This window comes from Streptomyces verrucosisporus, from assembly GCF_017114865.1.
Lineage (GTDB): Bacteria > Actinomycetota > Actinomycetes > Streptomycetales > Streptomycetaceae > Streptomyces > Streptomyces fenghuangensis.
In genome coordinates, this window is sequence record NZ_JADEYH010000021.1 from 22,751 (window position 1) to 40,063 (window position 17,313).

The window sequence follows — 17,313 nt, forward strand, 5'->3', positions numbered from 1 at the left end:
CGCGCGATGGAACCACTGGGGGACGGTGACCCGCGCTGGATCGGCGCGTACAGGTTGCTGGGGAGACTGGGCGCGGGCGGGATGGGCCGGGTCTACCTGGCGCGTTCCGAACGCGGCCGTACGGTCGCGGTGAAGGCCGTCCAGGAGGAGCTGGCCCGCCAGCCCTCCTTCCGCGAGCGTTTCGCCAAGGAGGTCAACGCCGCGCGGCGGGTCGGGGGCCGGTGGACGGCTCCGGTGCTGGACGCCGACACCGATGCCGCGACCCCCTGGGTGGCCACCGGCTACATAGCCGGGCCGTCGCTGCAGGAGGTGGTGGACGAGGACTACGGGCCGCTGCCCGAGCACTCGGTGTACGCGCTGGCCGCCGGGCTGATCGAGGCGCTGCGCGCGATCCACGGCGCGGAGCTGGTGCACCGCGACCTGAAGCCCTCGAACGTGCTGGTCACCATCGACGGGCCGAAGGTGATCGACTTCGGTATCGCCCGCGCCCTGGACTCGATGACCGGGAGCGGGCTGACCCAGACCGGCGCCGTCATCGGCTCGCCGGGCTTCATGTCGCCCGAGCAGGTGCGCGGCGAGCGGGTCACCCCGGCCGGCGACATCTTCTGCCTCGGCGCTGTGCTCGCCTACGCGGCGACCGGGCGGATGCCGTTCGGCACCGCCGACAGCGGCTTCCACGCCCTGCTGTTCCGCATCGCCGAGGAGGAGCCCGACCTGACCGGCCTGTCCGGGCCGCTGCGCGAACTGGTGGCGGCCTGCCTGGTCAAGGACCCGGCCGGCCGCCCCTCACTGGACGACCTGGCCGCCCGCGTCGCGGCGCACACACCGCCCGGCGGGACCTGGCTGCCGGGCGAGGTGCTGGCCCAGCTCGGCCGCCACGCGGTGCGGCTGCTGGACAGCGAGGACCCGGAGACGGCGGCGAGCGCCTTCGCGCAGCCCGGGGCCGCGGCGGGCACGGCCCCGGCCGCGCCGCCCGCCGCACCGGGCACGTCCGTGCCGCACACGGGACCCGCGCCGGGGGCCGTGCGGGCAGCCGCCCCGGGGACCGCCCCGGGGTACACGGCGCCCGTTCCGCCGACCGTGCCGCCCCAGCCCGCCTACCCGTCGGGGCCGGCCACCGCGCCGTACGCGCCGCAGGCGCCCCGGGCGTGGCACTCCACGCCCCCGCCCCCGGCCACCGCCCCCTACCCCGCGCGCGGCGCCGCGGTGCGCCCCGGCGCCGCGCGCTCGGCGCGCACGCTGTCCCTCGTGCTGAGCGCCCTGCTGAGCGCGCTGCTGCTGTGCACGCTGGTGCAGCTCGTGCTCGACTTCCGGATCTACGGGGAGCTGAACGAACTCGACGAGGGCGGCTACCTGGCGTACGCGGCCTTCGACCACGTCTCCCTGCGGAACACCACCGAGGTGATGGCGGTCCTCTCCGGCCTGTTCCAGCTGCCGGTGATCGTGCTGTGGCTGGTGTGGTTCTGGCGGGTCCGGGCGAACGCGGAGGCGTTCGCCCCCGGGCGGATCCGCTACCACCAGGGGTGGGCGATCGGCTCCTGGCTGGTGCCGGTGGTCTGGTTCTTCATGCCCAAGCAGATCATCAACGACGTCTGCGACCACAGCGACCCCACCTCGACCCGCACCACCTGGTACGGCCCGCGCCGGAGCAGCAACCGCGGCCTGCTCAACGGCTGGTGGACGATGTGGCTGACCGGCATGGTCGTCGGAGTCCTCAACTACCAGCCGTGGTACGAGGCCGAGACCGTCGACCAGGCGCAGGGCAGCGCGGCCCTCACGGTCTTCGCCGACCTCCTGGCCGTGCCCGCCACGGTGCTGGCGATCCTGGTCGTCCTGCGGCTGACCTCCCTCCAGGACGACCGGATCAAGGCCGGCCGCTGACCCGCGGAACGCCGTTCCGCCGGCCGCCGAACCGGCCACCGGCCCGGCGCAGCCGGCGTACCGCGGACAGGGCCCCCGCGCGGTGGCGCAGGAGCACCGCGCCGGCCGCGAGCCCGGTCAGCCCGGCCAGCCCCGCCGCCCCGCCGAAGGCCGATCCTGGAGACGATCCGGCACCCGGTTCCGCGCCGACGCCGGTGTGGGTGAAGGAGGCGGACAGCAGTTCCCCGGTGCCGCAGACCGCGACCACGGGGTAGCTGCCGCCGACGGCCAGCCCCTCCCGCAGCGAGGCGGTGGCGTGTCTCTCCAGGGCGGGGTGGTCGTCGGCGCGTTCGAGCGCGACGGTCCGCTCGAACGCGGGGGAGGAGACGACACCGCCCGAGCCGCCCGCCTCGCACACGGCGCGTACGCCGAGGACCCCGCCTCCGCCCCCGCCCGCGCGGGCGGGGGTGAGGGTGAGCTCCTGGCCGGCTTCCGGCCCGCCGCCGCCTTCCCCGCCCTCCGCGGCGGAGGCTGCGGAGGCGGCGGGAGCGGCTGTGGAGGCGGCCGCAAGCGCCAGGGCGGCGGCGGCCGTACCGGCGGCCAGCGTACGGCGGGCGCGGTGGCACCGGAGGCGGGCGGGGGCGTGGGCGCGGGGACGGGAGGAGTGCATGGCGGAGACCTCCGCTGCGTTCGGGTGCACGTCGCCCCTATGCGAGCAGCGTCCCCGCCGTCCCGCATCCCCGGGGGTGCGGGGGGATGACGCGGCTGCCCCGTACGGCGGAACGGGGCGGGCGGGGCGGGGCCGGTGTGGAACGGCCTTCCGCCCCGCCCGGCCTCCCGCCGGTGCCTCAGCCGATGTCGCGGCGGTGGAACGCGGCGAGCCCCGCCGCCGTCAGCGCCGCCGCGGCCAGCAGTATCCACAGGTACGGAGCCGCGGCCGGGTCCCCGCCCGGCAGCTTGGGCAGGTGCGTGAACGGCGTGAGGTTCATGACCGCCCGGGGCAGGTCGAGCGCGGGGCCGAGCCAGCCGATGACGAGCGCGGCGCCGACCAGCCCCCAGGCCGCCGGGGCCGCCCCGGGCACGGCGCCCAGGAGCAGCACCGCCACACCGGTGAGCGCCCACACCGCCGGTGCCTGCGCGAGGACCGCGCCGGTCACCCGCCACACCGCGCCCGGCTCCCCGGCGGCCAGCCCATAGCCCGCCCCCATGGCCAGACCGCAGGCGGCGAGCAGGATGGCCGATCCGGCGAAGGCGAAGAGCAGGTGGCCGGCCGCCCAGCGCAGTCGGGGCACCGCGCCGGCCAGGACCGGCTCGGCGCGCTCGGATGTCTCCTCGCCGCGCATCCGCAGGACCGCGCCCACCGCGTAGATCGCGGTGATCATGCCGAACAGCCCGGCCATGGCGGCGAGGAAGGCGTCGGTGAGGCCCGAGGCGCCGCCCATCCGCTCGATGATCTCGCGGCTCTGCTCGTTGTCGCCGAGCAGGTCGCCCGCTCCTTCGGCCATGGCGCCGAAGATCAGCCCCGCCAGCACCAGTGCGGTGCCCCAGCCCAGCAGCGAGCCGCGCTGGAGCCGCCAGGCCAGCCCGTAGGGGCCGTCGATCCGGCCGGTGGCCGGTCCGGGCCGGGTGGCCAGGAAGCTCGCACCGATGTCGCGCCGCCCGGCCAGCTCGTACGCGGCTGCCGTCAGCACCGCCGCCAGGGCCAGGGACAGCAGCGGCACCCAGGGCCGTTCGTCGGCGAACGGCCGTGCGTTGCGCGCCCAGGCCAGCGGGGAGGCCCAGGCCAGGGAGGAGGAGCCGTCGGTGGTGCCAAAGTCCCCGGCGGCCCGCAGCACGAAGGCGGCACCCAGCACGGCGCCGGTCAGCCCCTTGGCGAGCCGGGCGCTCTCGGTGAGCTGCGCGGCCAGGGCGGCGACCGCGGCGAAGACCAGTCCGGTGCCGCCCAGGGCGAGCCCGGTGACCAGCGATCCGCCCGCGGGCAGTCCGGTGCCCGTCAGGCCGAGCGCGACGAGGGCGGCGACGGCGGCGTTCGCGATCGCCGCGGCCAGCAGGGCGGAGGTGAGCGGGGCGCGGCGGCCCACCATCGCGGCGGAGACCAGCTCCTGGCGGCCGGTCTCCTCCTCCTCGCGGGTGTGCCGCACCACGATGATCATGCTCATGATGGCGATGAGCACGCTGCCGATGGTGAGCATCTCCCAGACGGCCAGGCCGCCCGGGGAACTGCTGAAGGCCGGGCCGTACACCGCGCGCATCGAGGTGTTGGCGTTCATCGACGCGACCAGTTCGGCGCGTTCGGCGGCGGTGGGGTAGAACTGCTCGATGGCCGCGGCGTTCTGCACGGCGAGCACGGTCAGCAGCAGGACCCACACCGGGATCAGCACACGGTCGCGGCGCAGCGCGAGCCGCAGCAGCGCGCCGGTGCCGGCCAGGTCGCGGCGGGAGCCGTCGCGGCGGGTGGCCGCCGCCGGCTGTGCGACGGCGGTCATGACGCCACGACCTCCTCGCCGTCGGCGGCCGCGGCGGCGCCGTTCCCGGGGCCCTCCGGCCTTCCGGGCTTCCCCTGCTCTTCCCGGTAGTGCCGCAGGAAGAGCTCCTCCAGGGTGGGCGGGGTGCTGGTCAGGCTCCGCACGCCGGTCTCCGAGAGCCGCCGCAGCACGCCGTCCAGCTTGTCGGTGTCCACCTGGAGCCGCACCCGGTGGCCCCGCACGGACAGGTCGTGCACGCCGGGCAGGCCGGACAGCCCGTCCGGCTCGCCCGCCAGCTCGGCGCTGACGGAGGTGCGGGTCAGATGCCGCAGGTCGGCGAGCGACCCGCTCTCGACGGTGACGCCCCGGCGGATGATGCTCACCCGGTCGCACAGCGCCTCGACCTCGCTGAGGATGTGGCTGGACAGCAGCACCGTCCGCCCCCGGTCGCGCTCCTCGGCGACGCAGTCGCGGAAGACCCCCTCCATCAGCGGGTCGAGCCCGGAGGTCGGTTCGTCCAGGATCAGCAGCTCCACGTCGGAGGCGAAGGCGGCGACGAGGGCGACCTTCTGCCGGTTGCCCTTGGAGTAGGTGCGGCCCTTCTTGGTGGGGTCGAGCTCGAAGCGCTCCAGCAGCTCGCCGCGGCGCCGGGTGTCGAGCCCGCCGCGCAGCCGCCCGTAGAGGTCGATGACCTCGCCCCCGGAGAGGTTGCGCCACAGGGTCACGTCGCCGGGCACGTAGGCGACGCGGCGGTGGAGCTCGACGGCGTCCCGCCAGGGATCGCCGTCCAGCAGCCGGGCGGTGCCGGAGTCGGCGCGCAGCAGGCCCAGCAGGACGCGGATGGTGGTGGACTTCCCCGAGCCGTTGGGCCCGAGGAAGCCGTGGACCTCGCCGGTCTCGACGTGCAGGTCGAGTCCGTCGAGCGCGCGGGTGCGGCCGAAGGTCTTCACGAGACCGGAGACCGAGATGGCGGTGGTTGCCTTGGTCATGATTGTGAAGCTACTTTAATTTCAGAAATTTGTGAAGCAAGAAAATTGCCAGGATGGTCCAGGCGTTCGTGAACTGCGAGGATGGGGCCCGTGGTGGTGAGTGAACAACCGAACGAGCCGGCAGGGCAGCCCGAGCCGGCAGGGCAGCCCGTGGACCCGCGCACGCGGTCCTACGGGCCCGAGGTCGCCGAGTTCGTCGAGCGTTTCGCCGCCGAGCTGACCGAGGCGGGCATGCAGCGCATGGCCTCGCGGGTCTTCGCCTGCCTGCTGACCGAGGACTCCGGCACCCTCGGCTCCGCCGAGCTCTCCGAGCGCCTGCGGATCAGCCCGGCCGCCGTCTCCGGCGCCATCCGCTACCTCTCCCAGGTCCACCTGGTCACCCGCGAACGGGAACCGGGCTCGCGGCGGGAGCGCTACCGGGTGCACGCGGACGCCTGGTACGAGGCGATGACCGACCGCGACGCGCTGCTCGGGCGCTGGAACGCCACCTTCGACCAGGGCCTCAAGGCCGTAGGCCCCGACACCCCGGCGGGCCGCCGCATAGCCGAGACGGCGGAGTTCTTCGACTTCATACGGCGGGAGCTGGCCATGATGCTGGACCGCTGGCACGCCCACCGTGAAGCCATGCGCGGCGGCGACTCCTCCGAGCCCTCCTGACGCGCCCGTCCGGGGCTCGGCTCTCCCGGGGGACTCATGCGGGCGAGGGCCGCTGGGGCGGTACGGGCGGAGGGCCGGCCGGCGGCACGGTCAGGCGCAGCGCCGAGGGGTGCGCCGTCCAGGTGCGGGTGAGGACGGGACCGGAGACCACCGCGTCGGCGCGGTAGCGGAAGTGCGGCCCCGAGACCGTGACCGCGCGGGCCCGCGCCCGCACCGGGCCGTCCTCCGGCCGCCGCCGCACGACCACGTCCACCAGACCGCCGCCCGGTGTGAGCGATACCCGCTCCACAGGGCTGTCGAGGTCGGTCAGCAGCACCCCGTCGGCCTCGACGCGCAGCCGCGCCGCCCCGGGGCCGGGCGCGGGCCGGGTCAGGGTGCGCACCAGGGAGCGGCAGCGGCCCAGTGGTCCGCGCACCGGACCACCCGGGCCGTCCCGCGGCTCCCGCTCACCGTGCAGCGGCGGGATGCGCAGACCCCCCAGCACCACTCCGCCGCTGTCGTCTATCAGCAGGTCGAAACGTCTCTCCCGGCCCTCCAGCACCGTCCGGGCCGCCCGTACCGCGTCCAGCGGCACCCCCAGCGTCCCGGCCAGCGCCACCGACCCCGGCCGCCCCACCGGCACCACCGACAGCGCGCAGTGCGCCAGCCCGCGCTCCAGGTGCAGCAGCCGCACCGCCCGAAGCAGCGCCCGGTCGTCCCCTATCACCACCGGGCGTCTGCGGCCCCGCCGGGCCAGCGCCCGCGCGGCCTCCTCGGGGCCGTCCGGCAGGCACACCTTCACTCCGGGGGAGCCCGCGGCCAGCACGTCCCTGGCGATCCGTACGGACTCCCCGTCCGTACGGCGTGCGAGGGGGTCGACGAGCACGAGCAGCGGATGCGGAACCGGCACCTCGGTCCTTCCTTCGGTCGTCCCGGCCGCCTGCGGCCACCGGGGGGGCGGCCGGAATCGGCGGCCGCGGACGGGAGTTGGCTGTGGTGGGTACGGACGGCGGGATCGGCGGGGGTGAGGCCGGGGGTCGTCGCGTTCGCCTCCCGTCGGAGGAGTCCGGTAATCTCTCGGTGCAAGAGCCCCTGTCGCTGTTGCGGTCAGGGGTTTCGTCGATTCGGGGCACCGGTCCGACGGTTCTTGTCAGCGCGTCCGGTCCACGGCCGACACGCACGTTGGACATGCCCCGGCCGGAAGGGGTGTACGCCTGTGCCCGCACTCGTGCTGCTCGGCGCTCAGTGGGGTGATGAAGGCAAGGGGAAGGCCACCGACCTGCTCGGTGGCTCGGTGGACTACGTGGTGCGCTACCAGGGCGGCAACAACGCCGGCCACACGGTCGTCGTCGGCGACCAGAAGTACGCGCTCCACCTCCTCCCCTCCGGCATCCTCTCCCCGGGCTGCGTCCCGGTGATCGGAAACGGCGTCGTGGTGGACCCGGCGGTCCTGCTCTCCGAGCTGAGCGGGCTCGAAGAGCGCGGCGTGGACACGTCCAAGCTGCTGATCAGTGGCAACGCGCACCTGATCACGCCGTACCACACCACGATGGACAAGGTGACCGAGCGCTTCCTGGGCAAGCGCAAGATCGGCACCACCGGCCGCGGCATCGGCCCGACGTACGCGGACAAGATCAACCGCGTGGGCATCCGCGTCCAGGACCTCTTCGACGAGTCGATCCTGACGCAGAAGGTCGAGGCGGCCCTCGACCAGAAGAACCAGGTCCTCGCCAAGCTCTACAATCGCCGGGCCATCGCCGTGGATCAGGTGGTCGAGGAGCTGCTCGGCTACGCGGACGCGCTGCGCGGCTACGTCTGCGACACCACCCTGCTGCTCAACGACGCGCTCGATCAGGACAAGGTCGTCCTCTTCGAGGGCGGCCAGGGCACGCTGCTGGACGTGGACCACGGCACCTACCCCTTCGTGACCTCCTCCAACCCGACCGCGGGCGGCGCCTGCACCGGCGCGGGGGTGGGCCCGACGAGGATCGACCGGGTCATCGGCATCCTCAAGGCGTACACCACGCGCGTGGGCGCCGGGCCGTTCCCGACCGAGCTGTTCGACGAGGACGGCGAGAAGCTGCGCACCATCGGCGGCGAGCGCGGCGTCACCACCGGCCGCGACCGGCGCTGCGGCTGGTTCGACGCGGTGATCGCCCGGTACGCCACCCGCGTCAACGGGCTCACCGACTTCTTCCTCACCAAGCTGGACGTGCTCACCGGCTGGGAGAGCATCCCGGTCTGCGTCGCCTACGGGATCGACGGCCGGCGGGTCGACGAGCTGCCCTACAACCAGACCGACTTCCACCACGCCGAGCCGGTCTACGAGATGCTGCCGGGCTGGTCCGAGGACATCTCGGGGGCCAAGGAGTTCTCCGACCTGCCGAAGAACGCGCAGGCCTATGTGAAGGCGCTGGAGGAGATGTCGGGAGCGCCGATCTCCGCCATCGGCGTCGGTCCGGGCCGGGACGAGACGATCCAGATCAACTCGTTCCTCTGACCGGGCGGTCCCGGTCGGGGAGCCCTGACCGGGGAGCCCTGGCCGGGGGCTCCGACCGCGCCCACCGGGGGCCGCGCCGTACTCGACGGCGCGGCCCCCGGTGCGTGGGCCGGTGCGCGGCCCCGCGCGCTCACACCCCGGCCACGCTCACACCCCCGCCGACCTGCCGCCGTCCGCCTCCCGTGACTCCAGGCCGTCCAGCGCCTTCGACAGCCGCTCCAGCGCGTCGCGCACCTCGGCGAAGGCATCCTCGCCGCCCAGCGCCTCGCCCAGCCGCGCGGCGAACTCCGCGTGGCCCGGGGTGATCCGGTCCACCGCGGCACGGCCCTCCCCGGTGGGGGCGAGCAGCTTGGCGCGGCGGTGCGCGGGGTTGGGCTCGTACACCGCCAGGCCACGCTCGACCAGCAGGTCCGCCACGCGCTGCACGCTCTGCCGGGTGACGCCCATGGCACGGGCTATGCCGGACACCGGCAGCGGCTCGCGCAGCACCGCGCCGAGTACCTGCCACCAGGCGGCGGTCAGCCCGGCGGGCCGGGCCAGCCGCTCGGCGGCGGACAGGAACTGCCCGTTCAGCCGGAAGACGGCCAGCGCCGTGTCCGACAGCAGTCCGGGGGCGCTCACGCCGCTCCGCTCGCGCCCTCGTGGGCCGCCAGCACCCCGTAGGCGCTCGCGTCGGAGTGCCGGAACAGCCGGAACCAGGCGTCGAGCACCTCGGGCGGGTACACCTCCAGCCGGGTCAGGATCTCGCGGGCGAACGCCACCGGCTCGGTGGGACCGGCGGTGATCAGGTCCCCGTCGGCGCAGGCGTCGGTCTCGCGGTAGTGGCCGCCGCCCCGGTAGCCGGTGGCGGCCAGCACCTCGGCGGCGGCGCCGGTGTGGGGGCGGTCGTCGAGCAGTCCCTCCTTCGCCAGCCCGGTCACGGCCCCGCAGATGGCCGCGACGGGCACCCCGGCCGCCAGGAAGGCGCGGGCCGCCGCGGCGAAGGGCGGGAGCACCTTCTCCCAGGCGTCCGCTCCCGGCAGGATCAGCAGCGCGCTGTCGGCGGGCCGCAGGTCGGCGACGGACAGGCCGGGCGACACCTGCATGCCGCCCATGCTGATCACGGGCTCGCCGCTCTCGCCCACGTACACCACATGGTGTCCTGCGCCGGTCAGGGCGGTGGTGGCGTAGGGGATCTCCCAGTCGGCGAAGGTGTCGTAGACGGCGACGTGCACGGTCTTGCGTTCCATGGCTCCTCCTCGGAGCTGATGACCGGGATGCTTATGACAGGATACTGTCATTTCGACAGCATCCTGTCAAAGGATGGGCGCTAGGCTGTCCCCCTGGAAAAGGGGGGGTGTGAATGACGGGCGGCGCCGTCACCCGGATGTTCGAAGCAGCGAGGAGGTGCCCGTGATCCAGCGCAGCACACTGCGCGCGCAGATCGCGGACGCGCTGCGCGACGAGGTCCTCGCCGGTCGTCTCCCGGCGGGCCGGGGCTTCACGGTCAAGGAGATAGCCGAGCAGTACGGCGTCTCCGCCACCCCGGTGCGCGAGGCACTCGTCGACCTGTCCGCGCAGGGACTGCTGGACGTGGAGCAGCACCGGGGTTTCCGCGTCCACGTCTTCACCACCGCCGACTACCGGGCCATGGTCCAGGCGCGCACCCTGGTCGCCGAGGGCGTCTTCCGCAGGCCCGCCGACCCGGCCCGCCCCACCCCCGGCGACGAGCGGCTGGTCTCGGTGCGCCGCCGCGCCGAGGCCGCGGAGCGGGCCGTCCTCGCCGGGGATCTGGACGTGCTCATCGGCTACGACCTGCGCTTCTGGCGGGAGCTGGGCGAACTGATGGGAAACCCCTACATAACCGAGTTCCTGGACCGGCTGCGCGTGCAGTGCTGGGTCTTCGCCGTGCCGTACCTGCGCGAGCGGCCCGGCCTGCGGGAGCTGCTGTGGGCCGGCTACCGCGAGCTGGCCGACGCGGTCGGGCGCGGGGACGACGCGGCGGCCGGGCACCTCGTCGCGGCCTGCGACGAGCGCTGCCTCGCACTCGCCGAGAAGCTGGACTGAGCGACTACGCTGTTGCGCCCGGAGCCCGTACCGCTCCGCGCTGCCCGCCCACCGCCCGCCGTATTGGAGCACCCGTTGGCCTGTGACCTCTGGCTGGTGCCGCTCGTCGACGTGCTGTGCCACAGCCCCGACAACCCCTTCGCCGAGGAACTCGCTTCCTACGACAGGGCGCTGAGCGCCGCCGGGCTGCCACCGGTCCCCGTCCACGGCTACATGCCCGGCCTGTCGGGCGACGTGGCGCCGGTCGCCGGCTTCGACTACGACGCGCTGCACTTCCTGCGCCGCGCCCATCTGCTCCAGCTATGCGGTCTGGAGGTCACCCCGGTCGACGAACTCGGCGGCGACTACGAGCGGTTGCTGGAGATGTTCGCCCCCACGGCCCAGCAGTCGCACCTGGTGTGGCACTACGACCACGCCGGCGCGTACGTCCCCCTCGACTTCCCCCACCCGCTGTCCGACGACGAACTCCTCGCCGGCGGCGGCCCGCTGGGCTCCAGCCACGGGCTGCTGCGCGAGCTGGAGGCGGTCGCCCCCCACCTGGGCATCGACCCCGCCAACCCGCCACCCGCCCCGGCGCCCCCGGCCGGCCCCACGGAGCTGGAGGAACCGGCGGCCGCGCCGGCGTACGACGGCGGGCCGTTCGCACGGGAGCGCCACGTCTGGCTGGGGCTGCACGCCGCGGCCACCCGGAGCCTGGCGCAGAGCTCCATGATCCTCTTCGGCTGACGCGGAGCCGGCGCCGCGTCGGCACCCGCCCGTCGCCGTCAGCGCGGCCCCTCCGGGGGCCGCTGCCGGGGCATGCTCGGCCGGACGCCCGACGGCATCGAGAAGCGGGACGGCTGCGCGGCCCGCTCGGTGCGCGCGCTCCAGACGGAGGAGGTCAGCGACTGGGTGTGCAGCGGCGCCGGACCGGAGCGGAACTCCACCATCCAGGCGGCCGTCTCGCCCCGCACCAGCTCGGTCACGTCCTCCGAGAAGCGCCGCAGCACCCCCAGGCACCGCTCGGCGGCCTCGCTCGCCGTGCCCTCGGTGGGCCCGAGCACCTCACGCACGCTCTCCGACGCCCACTCGTACTGCAGCATCTCCAGCCGCCGCTGGACCGCCTGCGCCGTGGCGATGCCGCGCATCCAGCCAGAGGTCAGCCCGAACCAGCGGTCGCACCCCGCGCACACGGCCGCCAGCAGCAGCGCGGGGAACGCCCACAGGGCCGCGCCCCGCGCCCCGCCGGCCAGTTCCAGCAGCGGCAGCGCGCCCCCGGCCGCCAGCCCCGCGGCGGTCCCCGCCCGCAGCGCCCCGGCCCACCGGCGCTTGCGCGCCCGGTCGGCCAGATACCACTCCACGACCTCCAGCGCCCCGCTCTCCACCCACCGGTACAGCTCGTCCAGGCGCTCGGCGGGCTCGCCCCAGTCCCCCAGCGGGAACGGCCGCCCGAGCAGGTCCCCGTGCTCGCCCCGCCCCGTGCTGCCGCTCATGCCGCCGCCCGTTCCGGGGCGCATCTCCGGCTGACTCACCCGCCACTCCCAACAAAGCCCTCGCTCGGATCCATTCGCGGACGGACCTCACCTCGGACCGCTCGGTGCCCTTTCCTACCCCCAGAAGTGGGAGACCTCTCGGCCTTCGCGGTATTTCCGCCCATACGTGCATCCCGATTGGGTATACAGGCCCCGCCTTCCTCACCCGATGGGGTGAGAAGCGCGTTTCGGCTGCCGTTTTGCGCCCCTGACCACCCACGACGCCCCGCCGGCGCACCGGGTCTCCCGGCGGCGTCCCGAAGGCGGACGGCGGACGTCCGGCGGGCGCCCGCCGTCCGCCCCTCCGCCCGCCCCCGCCGTCCGCCCTCCGGGCAGGCCCGCCGGGGCCGGGGGAGGGGCGGATAGGGTGCAGGGCGTGAAGGTCCTCGTCATCGGCGGCGGCGCCCGCGAACACGCCCTGTGCCGCTCCCTGTCCCTCGATCCCGACGTCACCTCGCTGCACTGCGCGCCCGGCAACGCCGGAATCGCCGAGGTGGCGACCCTGCACTCCGTCGACGCGCTCGACGGCCGGGCGGTGGCCGCACTGGCCGCCGAACTGGCGGCCGACCTCGTCGTGGTGGGGCCGGAGGCCCCGCTGGTGGCCGGGGTGGCCGACGCCGTGCGCGAGCACGGCATCGCGGTCTTCGGCCCGTCGGCCGAGGCCGCCCGGCTGGAGGGCTCCAAGGCGTTCGCCAAGGAGGTCATGGCCGCCGCCGGGGTCCCCACGGCCCGCTCCTACGTGTGCACCACCGACGAGGAGACCGACCGCGCGCTGGACGCCTTCGGCCCCCCGTACGTCGTCAAGGACGACGGGCTGGCGGCGGGCAAGGGCGTCGTCGTCACCCCCGACCCGGAGGCCGCCCGCGCCCACGCCCGCGGCTGCGAGCGGGTGGTGGTCGAGGAGTACCTGGACGGCCCCGAGGTCTCCCTGTTCGCCGTGACCGACGGCGAGTGCGTCGTACCGCTGCGGCCCGCCCAGGACTTCAAGCGCGCCCACGACGGCGACGAGGGCCCCAACACCGGCGGCATGGGCGCCTACTCGCCGCTGCCCTGGGCCGACCCCAAACTGGCCGACGAGGTGCTGGCCACCGTCCTGCAGCCCACCGTGGACGAGATGCGCCGCCGCGGCACCCCCTTCTCCGGACTGCTCTACGCGGGCCTGGCCATCACCTCGCGCGGGGTGCGCGTGGTGGAGTTCAACGCGCGCTTCGGCGACCCGGAGACCCAGGTCGTCCTGGCCCGGCTGAAGACCCCGCTGTCCGGCCTGCTGTACGCGGCGGCCACGGGCGCCCTGGCCGAGTTCCCCCCGCTGCGCTGGAGCGACGACGCGGCCGTCACCGTCGTCGTGGCCTCCGAGGGCTACCCCGCCTCCCCCCGCACGGGGGATGCGATCGAGGGCCTGGAGGAGGTCGCGGAGAAGGATGCCCCCACCGCGTACGTCCTCCACGCCGGCACCCGGCTGGACGAGGCGGGGCGCGTGGTCAGCGCGGGCGGCCGGGTCCTGTCCGTCACGGCCACCGGAGCCGGTCTCGCCGAGGCGCGCGAGCACGCCTACCGGGCGGTGTCCCGCATCCGGCTGGCCGGTTCGCACCACCGCGGCGACATCGCGGCCGCGGCGGCCGGGACCGCCACGGCGTCGGCAGGCGGGGAGGCCTGAGCCGGAGCCCCGGACGGGCGCCCTGCCGGGTGTCCGTCCGGGTGCCCGGTGCGACACCCCGGCGGGCGGATTTCCGCACCCAGCTTTACCCAAAGCCATTCCATCGAGTGACCGCTTCCTCATCCGGCTGACGGCCCCGCGGGCGCCCACTAGGGTTCCCGCGGGCGGCTCCGGCAAGTGGCCCACCGCACATTGCGGTGTCGCCCGCCGGTGCCACAGTGGGGGAGTGAGTGACGGCAGACGCGGGGGAACGGCAAGGGGGTGAGCGACTCGTGGCGGTACCGGAGACGGGCGCGCGTTCGGCGCGCGACCACGCGCTGGCGGTCCTGAGGGTGCGCGGCGCCGCGCTGGGCGCCGCGCTGCTGCCCGCCGCCGCGGCGGTCGTCCTGCTGGCCGGAGGGGCCACCGGCCACCTCCGCGGCGACGGCTGGGACGCACTGCGCTGGGCGGCCGCGGCCGTCGCCGTGCCGGTGTTCGCCGCGGCCGCGGGCGTGGCCGCGGTGATCGCCCGGGCACGCCCGGCGGTCAGCCCCACCGTGCAGATCGACGAGTCGGCCGCCCCCGACCTGTACCGGCTGATACGCGACCTCGCCGACCGGCTGGACGTCCCCGCGCCCTCGGCGATAGCCCTGACGCCGGACTGCGACAGCTGGCTGGAGGACCGGGCGCACACCACCCGCGGCCGCCGCCTGCCGCGCCCCGGTACGGCACGCGGCGCGGACGCCCCCGTACTGGTCGTCGGCTCCCCCTTCCTGTGGTGGATGAGGGTGGCCGAGCTGCGGGCGCTGCTCGCCCCGATCGTGGCCGGCACGGGCCCGTCCGCCCACCCGGACATCGCCGCCGCGCGGCGCTTCGTCCGCGGACTGGACGCCGCCGCGGCGGTCGCCGTCGCGGCCCGCGGCCCGGCGCCCAGGCGGCTCGCGTACGACTTCACCGGCTGGGTCTCCCGGCTGCTGCTGCGCGCCGGGGCCTCCCACGCCGCGGAGATGGAGCGCATGGTCGCGGCCGCGGCCGCGGTGCGGGCCCAGACGGTCGACTACGGCCTGCGGGTCGTCGCCCAGGAGCAGGTGGGCCTGGCGTACGCCGGCTGGGACCGGCTGCTGACCCGGGTCGCGCTGCCCGCCTGGCGCACGGGCCGCTGGCCCGCCCGGCTGGACGCCGGAGTGGTCTCCGCCCTCACCGAGCTGTCCCGGCGCGACCGGCTGGCCGAGGGCTTCGCCACCCGGCTGGGCGAGCGCCCCGCCTGCGACCTGCTGGAGGAGCCCGGCGAGGTGGACCGCCAGGTGTCCCTGCTGGCCGCGCGCCTCTTCCACGGAGGTCCGGCCGAGCCCGGACCCGACTGGGTCCCGGTGGACTGGCAGGAGTACCCGGAGGAGGTCGTGGACCGCATCTGGCGCTCCGAGGCCGCCCGTCTCTTCGCGGCGCTGCGGGCCGGCGAGAACCCGACGCTGGCCGAGCTGGTCGACCGGCTGACCGGCGAGGCGGCCCCGGACGGCCCGGACGCCCCGTCCGGCGGCGCCGACGCGCTCGCCACCCGGATCGGCGCCGACCTCGCCCGTGAGGAGGCGGCCCGGGCCGACGCCGCCCGCGAGGCGGGCGCGATCCCCATTCCCGTCCCCGGCGGGGACGGTGTGCTCCTCCCGCCCGGCGGCGGCTTCCCCCTCCAGCCGCCGCGCTCCGGACGCGAGCTGCTGGCCGAGCACATCACGGCCGCCGTGTGCTGCGCGGCCGTGGACACCGCCGGGGCGGCCCCCGGGCTCGACTGGCTGGACGGCCCCGCCCTGTTCGTCGACGGCGAGCGCCGGGCCGATCTGGCCCGTCCCGTCCTCGCCCTCGCCGAGGACGGCGACCCCCGGCCGCTGCGCGACTGGCTGGCGGCCGTCGGCGTACGGCCCGACAAGCCCATCCGCCTGGTCTGAGCCGGCGGCGGTCCGGGCGCCGCCCAGCGCCCGGACCGCCCACGTCCTCTCCCCACGTCCCCCGCTCCGGCCCCTCCCACGGCCCCTGACGACCCCCGCGGCCTCTGCCCGCGCCCCGTGTTCGAGCCGTGTTCGGCCTGGCTCCCGGACATTCGGCGACAAGGGGTGACGGGGCGTTCGCTTTATGTGATGTGCTGGTGCCCGGCATCGCGGGAGCGGACACAGGGAGGGGAGACGCGGGTGGGCACGGAGCAGATCCGGCGCTGGGAGTCGGGGGCTCTCGCGCACGCGGTCACCGATCCGTTCGGACAGGGACCGCTGCCCTGGCTGCGGTGCGGCGAGCACTACTTCGACGACACCGGCCACGTCGTCCCCTGGTACCTCGACCACAGCAGCCTGGACGGCGGGCGCGCACCGTCCGGGGCGGGCGGCGGTCCGCGTGCGGCCGACGACGTGCACTGCCAGATCAAGGGCTTCACCTCCGAGAGCGCGGTCTCGCCCGGTGAGTCCATCGACTTCCGGATCACGGTCAACCCGCCCCAGCCCTTCGGCGTGGACGTCTACCGCATCGGCCACTACGGCGGCGAGGGCGCCACCAAGATCACGACCAGCCCCCGGCTGTCCGGCATCGTCCAGCCCCCGCCCCTGACCGCCGACCGCACCGTCTCCTGCCACCACTGGTGGCTCTCCTGGCGGCTCCAGATCCCGGACTACTGGAGCACCGGCGCCCATGTGGCCGTGCTGACCACCGCCGACGGCCACCGCTCCCACGTCCCCTTCACCGTCCGCGACGAGCGCCCCGGCGACCTGCTGCTGGTCCTCCCCGACGTCACCTGGCAGGCGTACAACCTCTTCCCCGAGGACGGCCGCACCGGCGCCAGCCTCTACCACGCCTGGGACGGGGAGGGGCGGCTGCTGGGGGAGGAGGAGGCGGCCGTCACCGTCTCCTTCGACCGGCCCTACGCGGGTGCGGGCCTGCCCCTGCACGTGGGCCACGCCTACGACTTCATCCGCTGGGCCGAGCGCTACGGCTACGACCTGGCCTACGCCGACACCCGCGATCTGCACGCCGGCCGCGTCGACCCCTCCCGCTACCGCGGCCTGGTCTTCGCGGGCCACGACGAGTACTGGTCGGCGCCCATGCGCCGCGCCGTGGAGAAGGCCCGCGACAGCGGCACCTCGCTGGTCTTCCTCTCGGCCAACACCATGTACTGGCAGGTCGAGCTGGGCCCCTCGCCCTCGGGGGCCCCCGACCGGCTGATGACCTGCCGCAAACGGCGCGGTCCGGGACGCCCGCGGCGCTGGCGCGACCAGGGCGAGCCCGAACAGCAGGTGCTGGGCGTCCAGTACGAGGGCCAGGTGCCCCGGCCGCACCCGATGGTCGTTCGCAACACCTCCCACTGGCTGTGGGAGGCCACCGGGGCGGCGGAGGGCGAGGAACTGCCCGGCCTGGTGGCCGGCGAGGCCGACCGCTACTTCCCGCGCACCGCCCTGCCCCCGCACACCGGCCGCATCCTGCTCGCCCACTCGCCCTACCGGGACGCCTCCGGCACCCGCCGCCACCAGGAGACCTCCCTGTACGAGGCGCCCGGCGGCGCCCTGGTCTTCGCCTCGGGCACCTTCGCCTGGTCCCCGGCCCTGGACCGCCCCGGCCACACCGACTCCCGCATCCAGCGGGCCACGGCCAACCTCCTGGACCGCATCTGCAAGCGCCCCTGAGCGGTCGCCCC

Annotated in this window: 15 protein-coding genes; 8 read left to right on the plus strand and 7 right to left on the minus strand. The window is 75.3% G+C overall.

Going from position 1 to position 17,313, the window contains the following annotated elements:
- The first annotated feature begins 6 nt into the window (after window positions 1-6).
- Window positions 7-1,881 (plus strand): protein kinase domain-containing protein, encoded by a 1,875-nt coding sequence (locus IQ279_RS20645; RefSeq protein WP_206350360.1) that lies wholly within the window; start codon window positions 7-9, stop codon window positions 1,879-1,881.
- Here IQ279_RS20645 and IQ279_RS28535 read toward each other — a convergent pair.
- The 3 genes from IQ279_RS28535 to IQ279_RS20660 form a co-directional block, all read right to left on the minus strand.
- Window positions 1,865-2,560, minus strand: a complete 696-nt coding sequence (locus IQ279_RS28535) for a hypothetical protein (protein WP_206350361.1) — start codon at window positions 2,558-2,560, stop codon at window positions 1,865-1,867. The genes IQ279_RS20645 and IQ279_RS28535 overlap by 17 nt on opposite strands.
- Before the next feature lie 148 nt (window positions 2,561-2,708).
- Window positions 2,709-4,346: an ABC transporter permease gene (locus IQ279_RS20655; RefSeq protein ID WP_206350362.1), complete on the minus strand. Its 1,638-nt coding sequence runs from the start codon at window positions 4,344-4,346 to the stop codon at window positions 2,709-2,711.
- Window positions 4,343-5,314 carry an ABC transporter ATP-binding protein gene (locus IQ279_RS20660; RefSeq protein WP_206350364.1) on the minus strand — a complete coding sequence of 324 codons (972 nt, stop codon included), beginning with the start codon at window positions 5,312-5,314 and terminating at the stop codon, window positions 4,343-4,345. The genes IQ279_RS20655 and IQ279_RS20660 overlap by 4 nt, the downstream gene beginning before the upstream one ends.
- Before the next feature lie 150 nt (window positions 5,315-5,464).
- On the opposite strand from IQ279_RS20660, the gene IQ279_RS20665 reads away from it, so the two are divergent.
- The gene (locus IQ279_RS20665) at window positions 5,465-5,971 is read left to right on the plus strand and encodes a GbsR/MarR family transcriptional regulator (protein WP_307792457.1); all 507 of its coding nucleotides are present in this window, start codon (window positions 5,465-5,467) and stop codon (window positions 5,969-5,971) included.
- Window positions 5,972-6,005: 34 nt separating this feature from the next.
- Here IQ279_RS20665 and IQ279_RS20670 read toward each other — a convergent pair whose 3' ends face one another.
- Window positions 6,006-6,860, minus strand: coding sequence for a diacylglycerol kinase (locus IQ279_RS20670; protein WP_206350368.1), 855 nt, complete (start codon window positions 6,858-6,860; stop codon window positions 6,006-6,008).
- 306 nt (window positions 6,861-7,166) lie between these two features.
- Here IQ279_RS20670 and IQ279_RS20675 point away from each other — a divergent pair, with 306 nt between their 5' ends.
- On the plus strand, window positions 7,167-8,450 hold the full coding sequence (locus tag IQ279_RS20675) for an adenylosuccinate synthase (protein WP_206350370.1): 1,284 nt from the start codon (window positions 7,167-7,169) through the stop codon (window positions 8,448-8,450).
- Window positions 8,451-8,597: 147 nt separating this feature from the next.
- Here IQ279_RS20675 and IQ279_RS20680 read toward each other — a convergent pair whose 3' ends face one another.
- Together IQ279_RS20680 and IQ279_RS20685 are read right to left on the minus strand one after the other, a co-directional pair.
- Window positions 8,598-9,071: a MarR family winged helix-turn-helix transcriptional regulator gene (locus IQ279_RS20680; protein ID WP_206350372.1), complete on the minus strand. Its 474-nt coding sequence runs from the start codon at window positions 9,069-9,071 to the stop codon at window positions 8,598-8,600.
- On the minus strand, window positions 9,068-9,679 hold the full coding sequence (locus IQ279_RS20685) for a DJ-1/PfpI family protein (RefSeq protein WP_206350374.1): 612 nt from the start codon (window positions 9,677-9,679) through the stop codon (window positions 9,068-9,070). The genes IQ279_RS20680 and IQ279_RS20685 overlap by 4 nt, the downstream gene beginning before the upstream one ends.
- A 157-nt stretch (window positions 9,680-9,836) precedes the next feature.
- Here IQ279_RS20685 and IQ279_RS20690 point away from each other — a divergent pair, with 157 nt between their 5' ends.
- Both IQ279_RS20690 and IQ279_RS20695 read left to right on the plus strand, forming a co-directional pair.
- Window positions 9,837-10,496 (plus strand): GntR family transcriptional regulator, encoded by a 660-nt coding sequence (locus tag IQ279_RS20690; RefSeq protein ID WP_443742672.1) that lies wholly within the window; start codon window positions 9,837-9,839, stop codon window positions 10,494-10,496.
- A 75-nt stretch (window positions 10,497-10,571) separates the two neighbouring features.
- The gene (locus IQ279_RS20695; RefSeq protein ID WP_206350378.1) at window positions 10,572-11,222 is read left to right on the plus strand and encodes a putative DNA-mimic protein; all 651 of its coding nucleotides are present in this window, start codon (window positions 10,572-10,574) and stop codon (window positions 11,220-11,222) included.
- Between the two features lie 38 nt (window positions 11,223-11,260).
- On the opposite strand, the gene IQ279_RS20700 is transcribed toward IQ279_RS20695, so the two are convergent.
- The gene (locus IQ279_RS20700; protein ID WP_372445195.1) at window positions 11,261-12,007 is read right to left on the minus strand and encodes an SLATT domain-containing protein; all 747 of its coding nucleotides are present in this window, start codon (window positions 12,005-12,007) and stop codon (window positions 11,261-11,263) included.
- Window positions 12,008-12,383: 376 nt separating this feature from the next.
- On the opposite strand from IQ279_RS20700, the gene purD reads away from it, so the two are divergent.
- From purD to IQ279_RS20715, 3 genes are all read left to right on the plus strand, one after another.
- A complete protein-coding gene (gene purD, locus IQ279_RS20705) occupies window positions 12,384-13,664 on the plus strand; it encodes a phosphoribosylamine--glycine ligase (protein WP_206350380.1) in 1,281 nt (426 codons plus the stop codon).
- Between the two features lie 272 nt (window positions 13,665-13,936).
- Entirely contained in the window at window positions 13,937-15,583 is a 1,647-nt protein-coding gene (locus IQ279_RS20710) for a hypothetical protein (RefSeq protein ID WP_206350382.1), read from the plus strand.
- A 240-nt stretch (window positions 15,584-15,823) separates the two neighbouring features.
- On the plus strand, window positions 15,824-17,302 hold the full coding sequence (locus tag IQ279_RS20715) for a N,N-dimethylformamidase beta subunit family domain-containing protein (RefSeq protein WP_206350384.1): 1,479 nt from the start codon (window positions 15,824-15,826) through the stop codon (window positions 17,300-17,302).
- The last annotated feature ends 11 nt before the right edge of the window (window positions 17,303-17,313 follow it).

What these genes read in the sequence shown, in the direction of transcription:
- IQ279_RS20645 (WP_206350360.1), top strand. Translation starts at nt 7, where the DNA reads ATGGAACCACTGGGGGACGGTGACCCGCGCTGGATCGGCGCGTACAGG.
- IQ279_RS20655 (WP_206350362.1), bottom strand. Translation starts at nt 4,346, where the DNA reads ATGACCGCCGTCGCACAGCCGGCGGCGGCCACCCGCCGCGACGGCTCC.
- IQ279_RS20660 (WP_206350364.1), bottom strand. Translation starts at nt 5,314, where the DNA reads ATGACCAAGGCAACCACCGCCATCTCGGTCTCCGGTCTCGTGAAGACC.
- IQ279_RS20685 (WP_206350374.1), bottom strand. Translation starts at nt 9,679, where the DNA reads ATGGAACGCAAGACCGTGCACGTCGCCGTCTACGACACCTTCGCCGAC.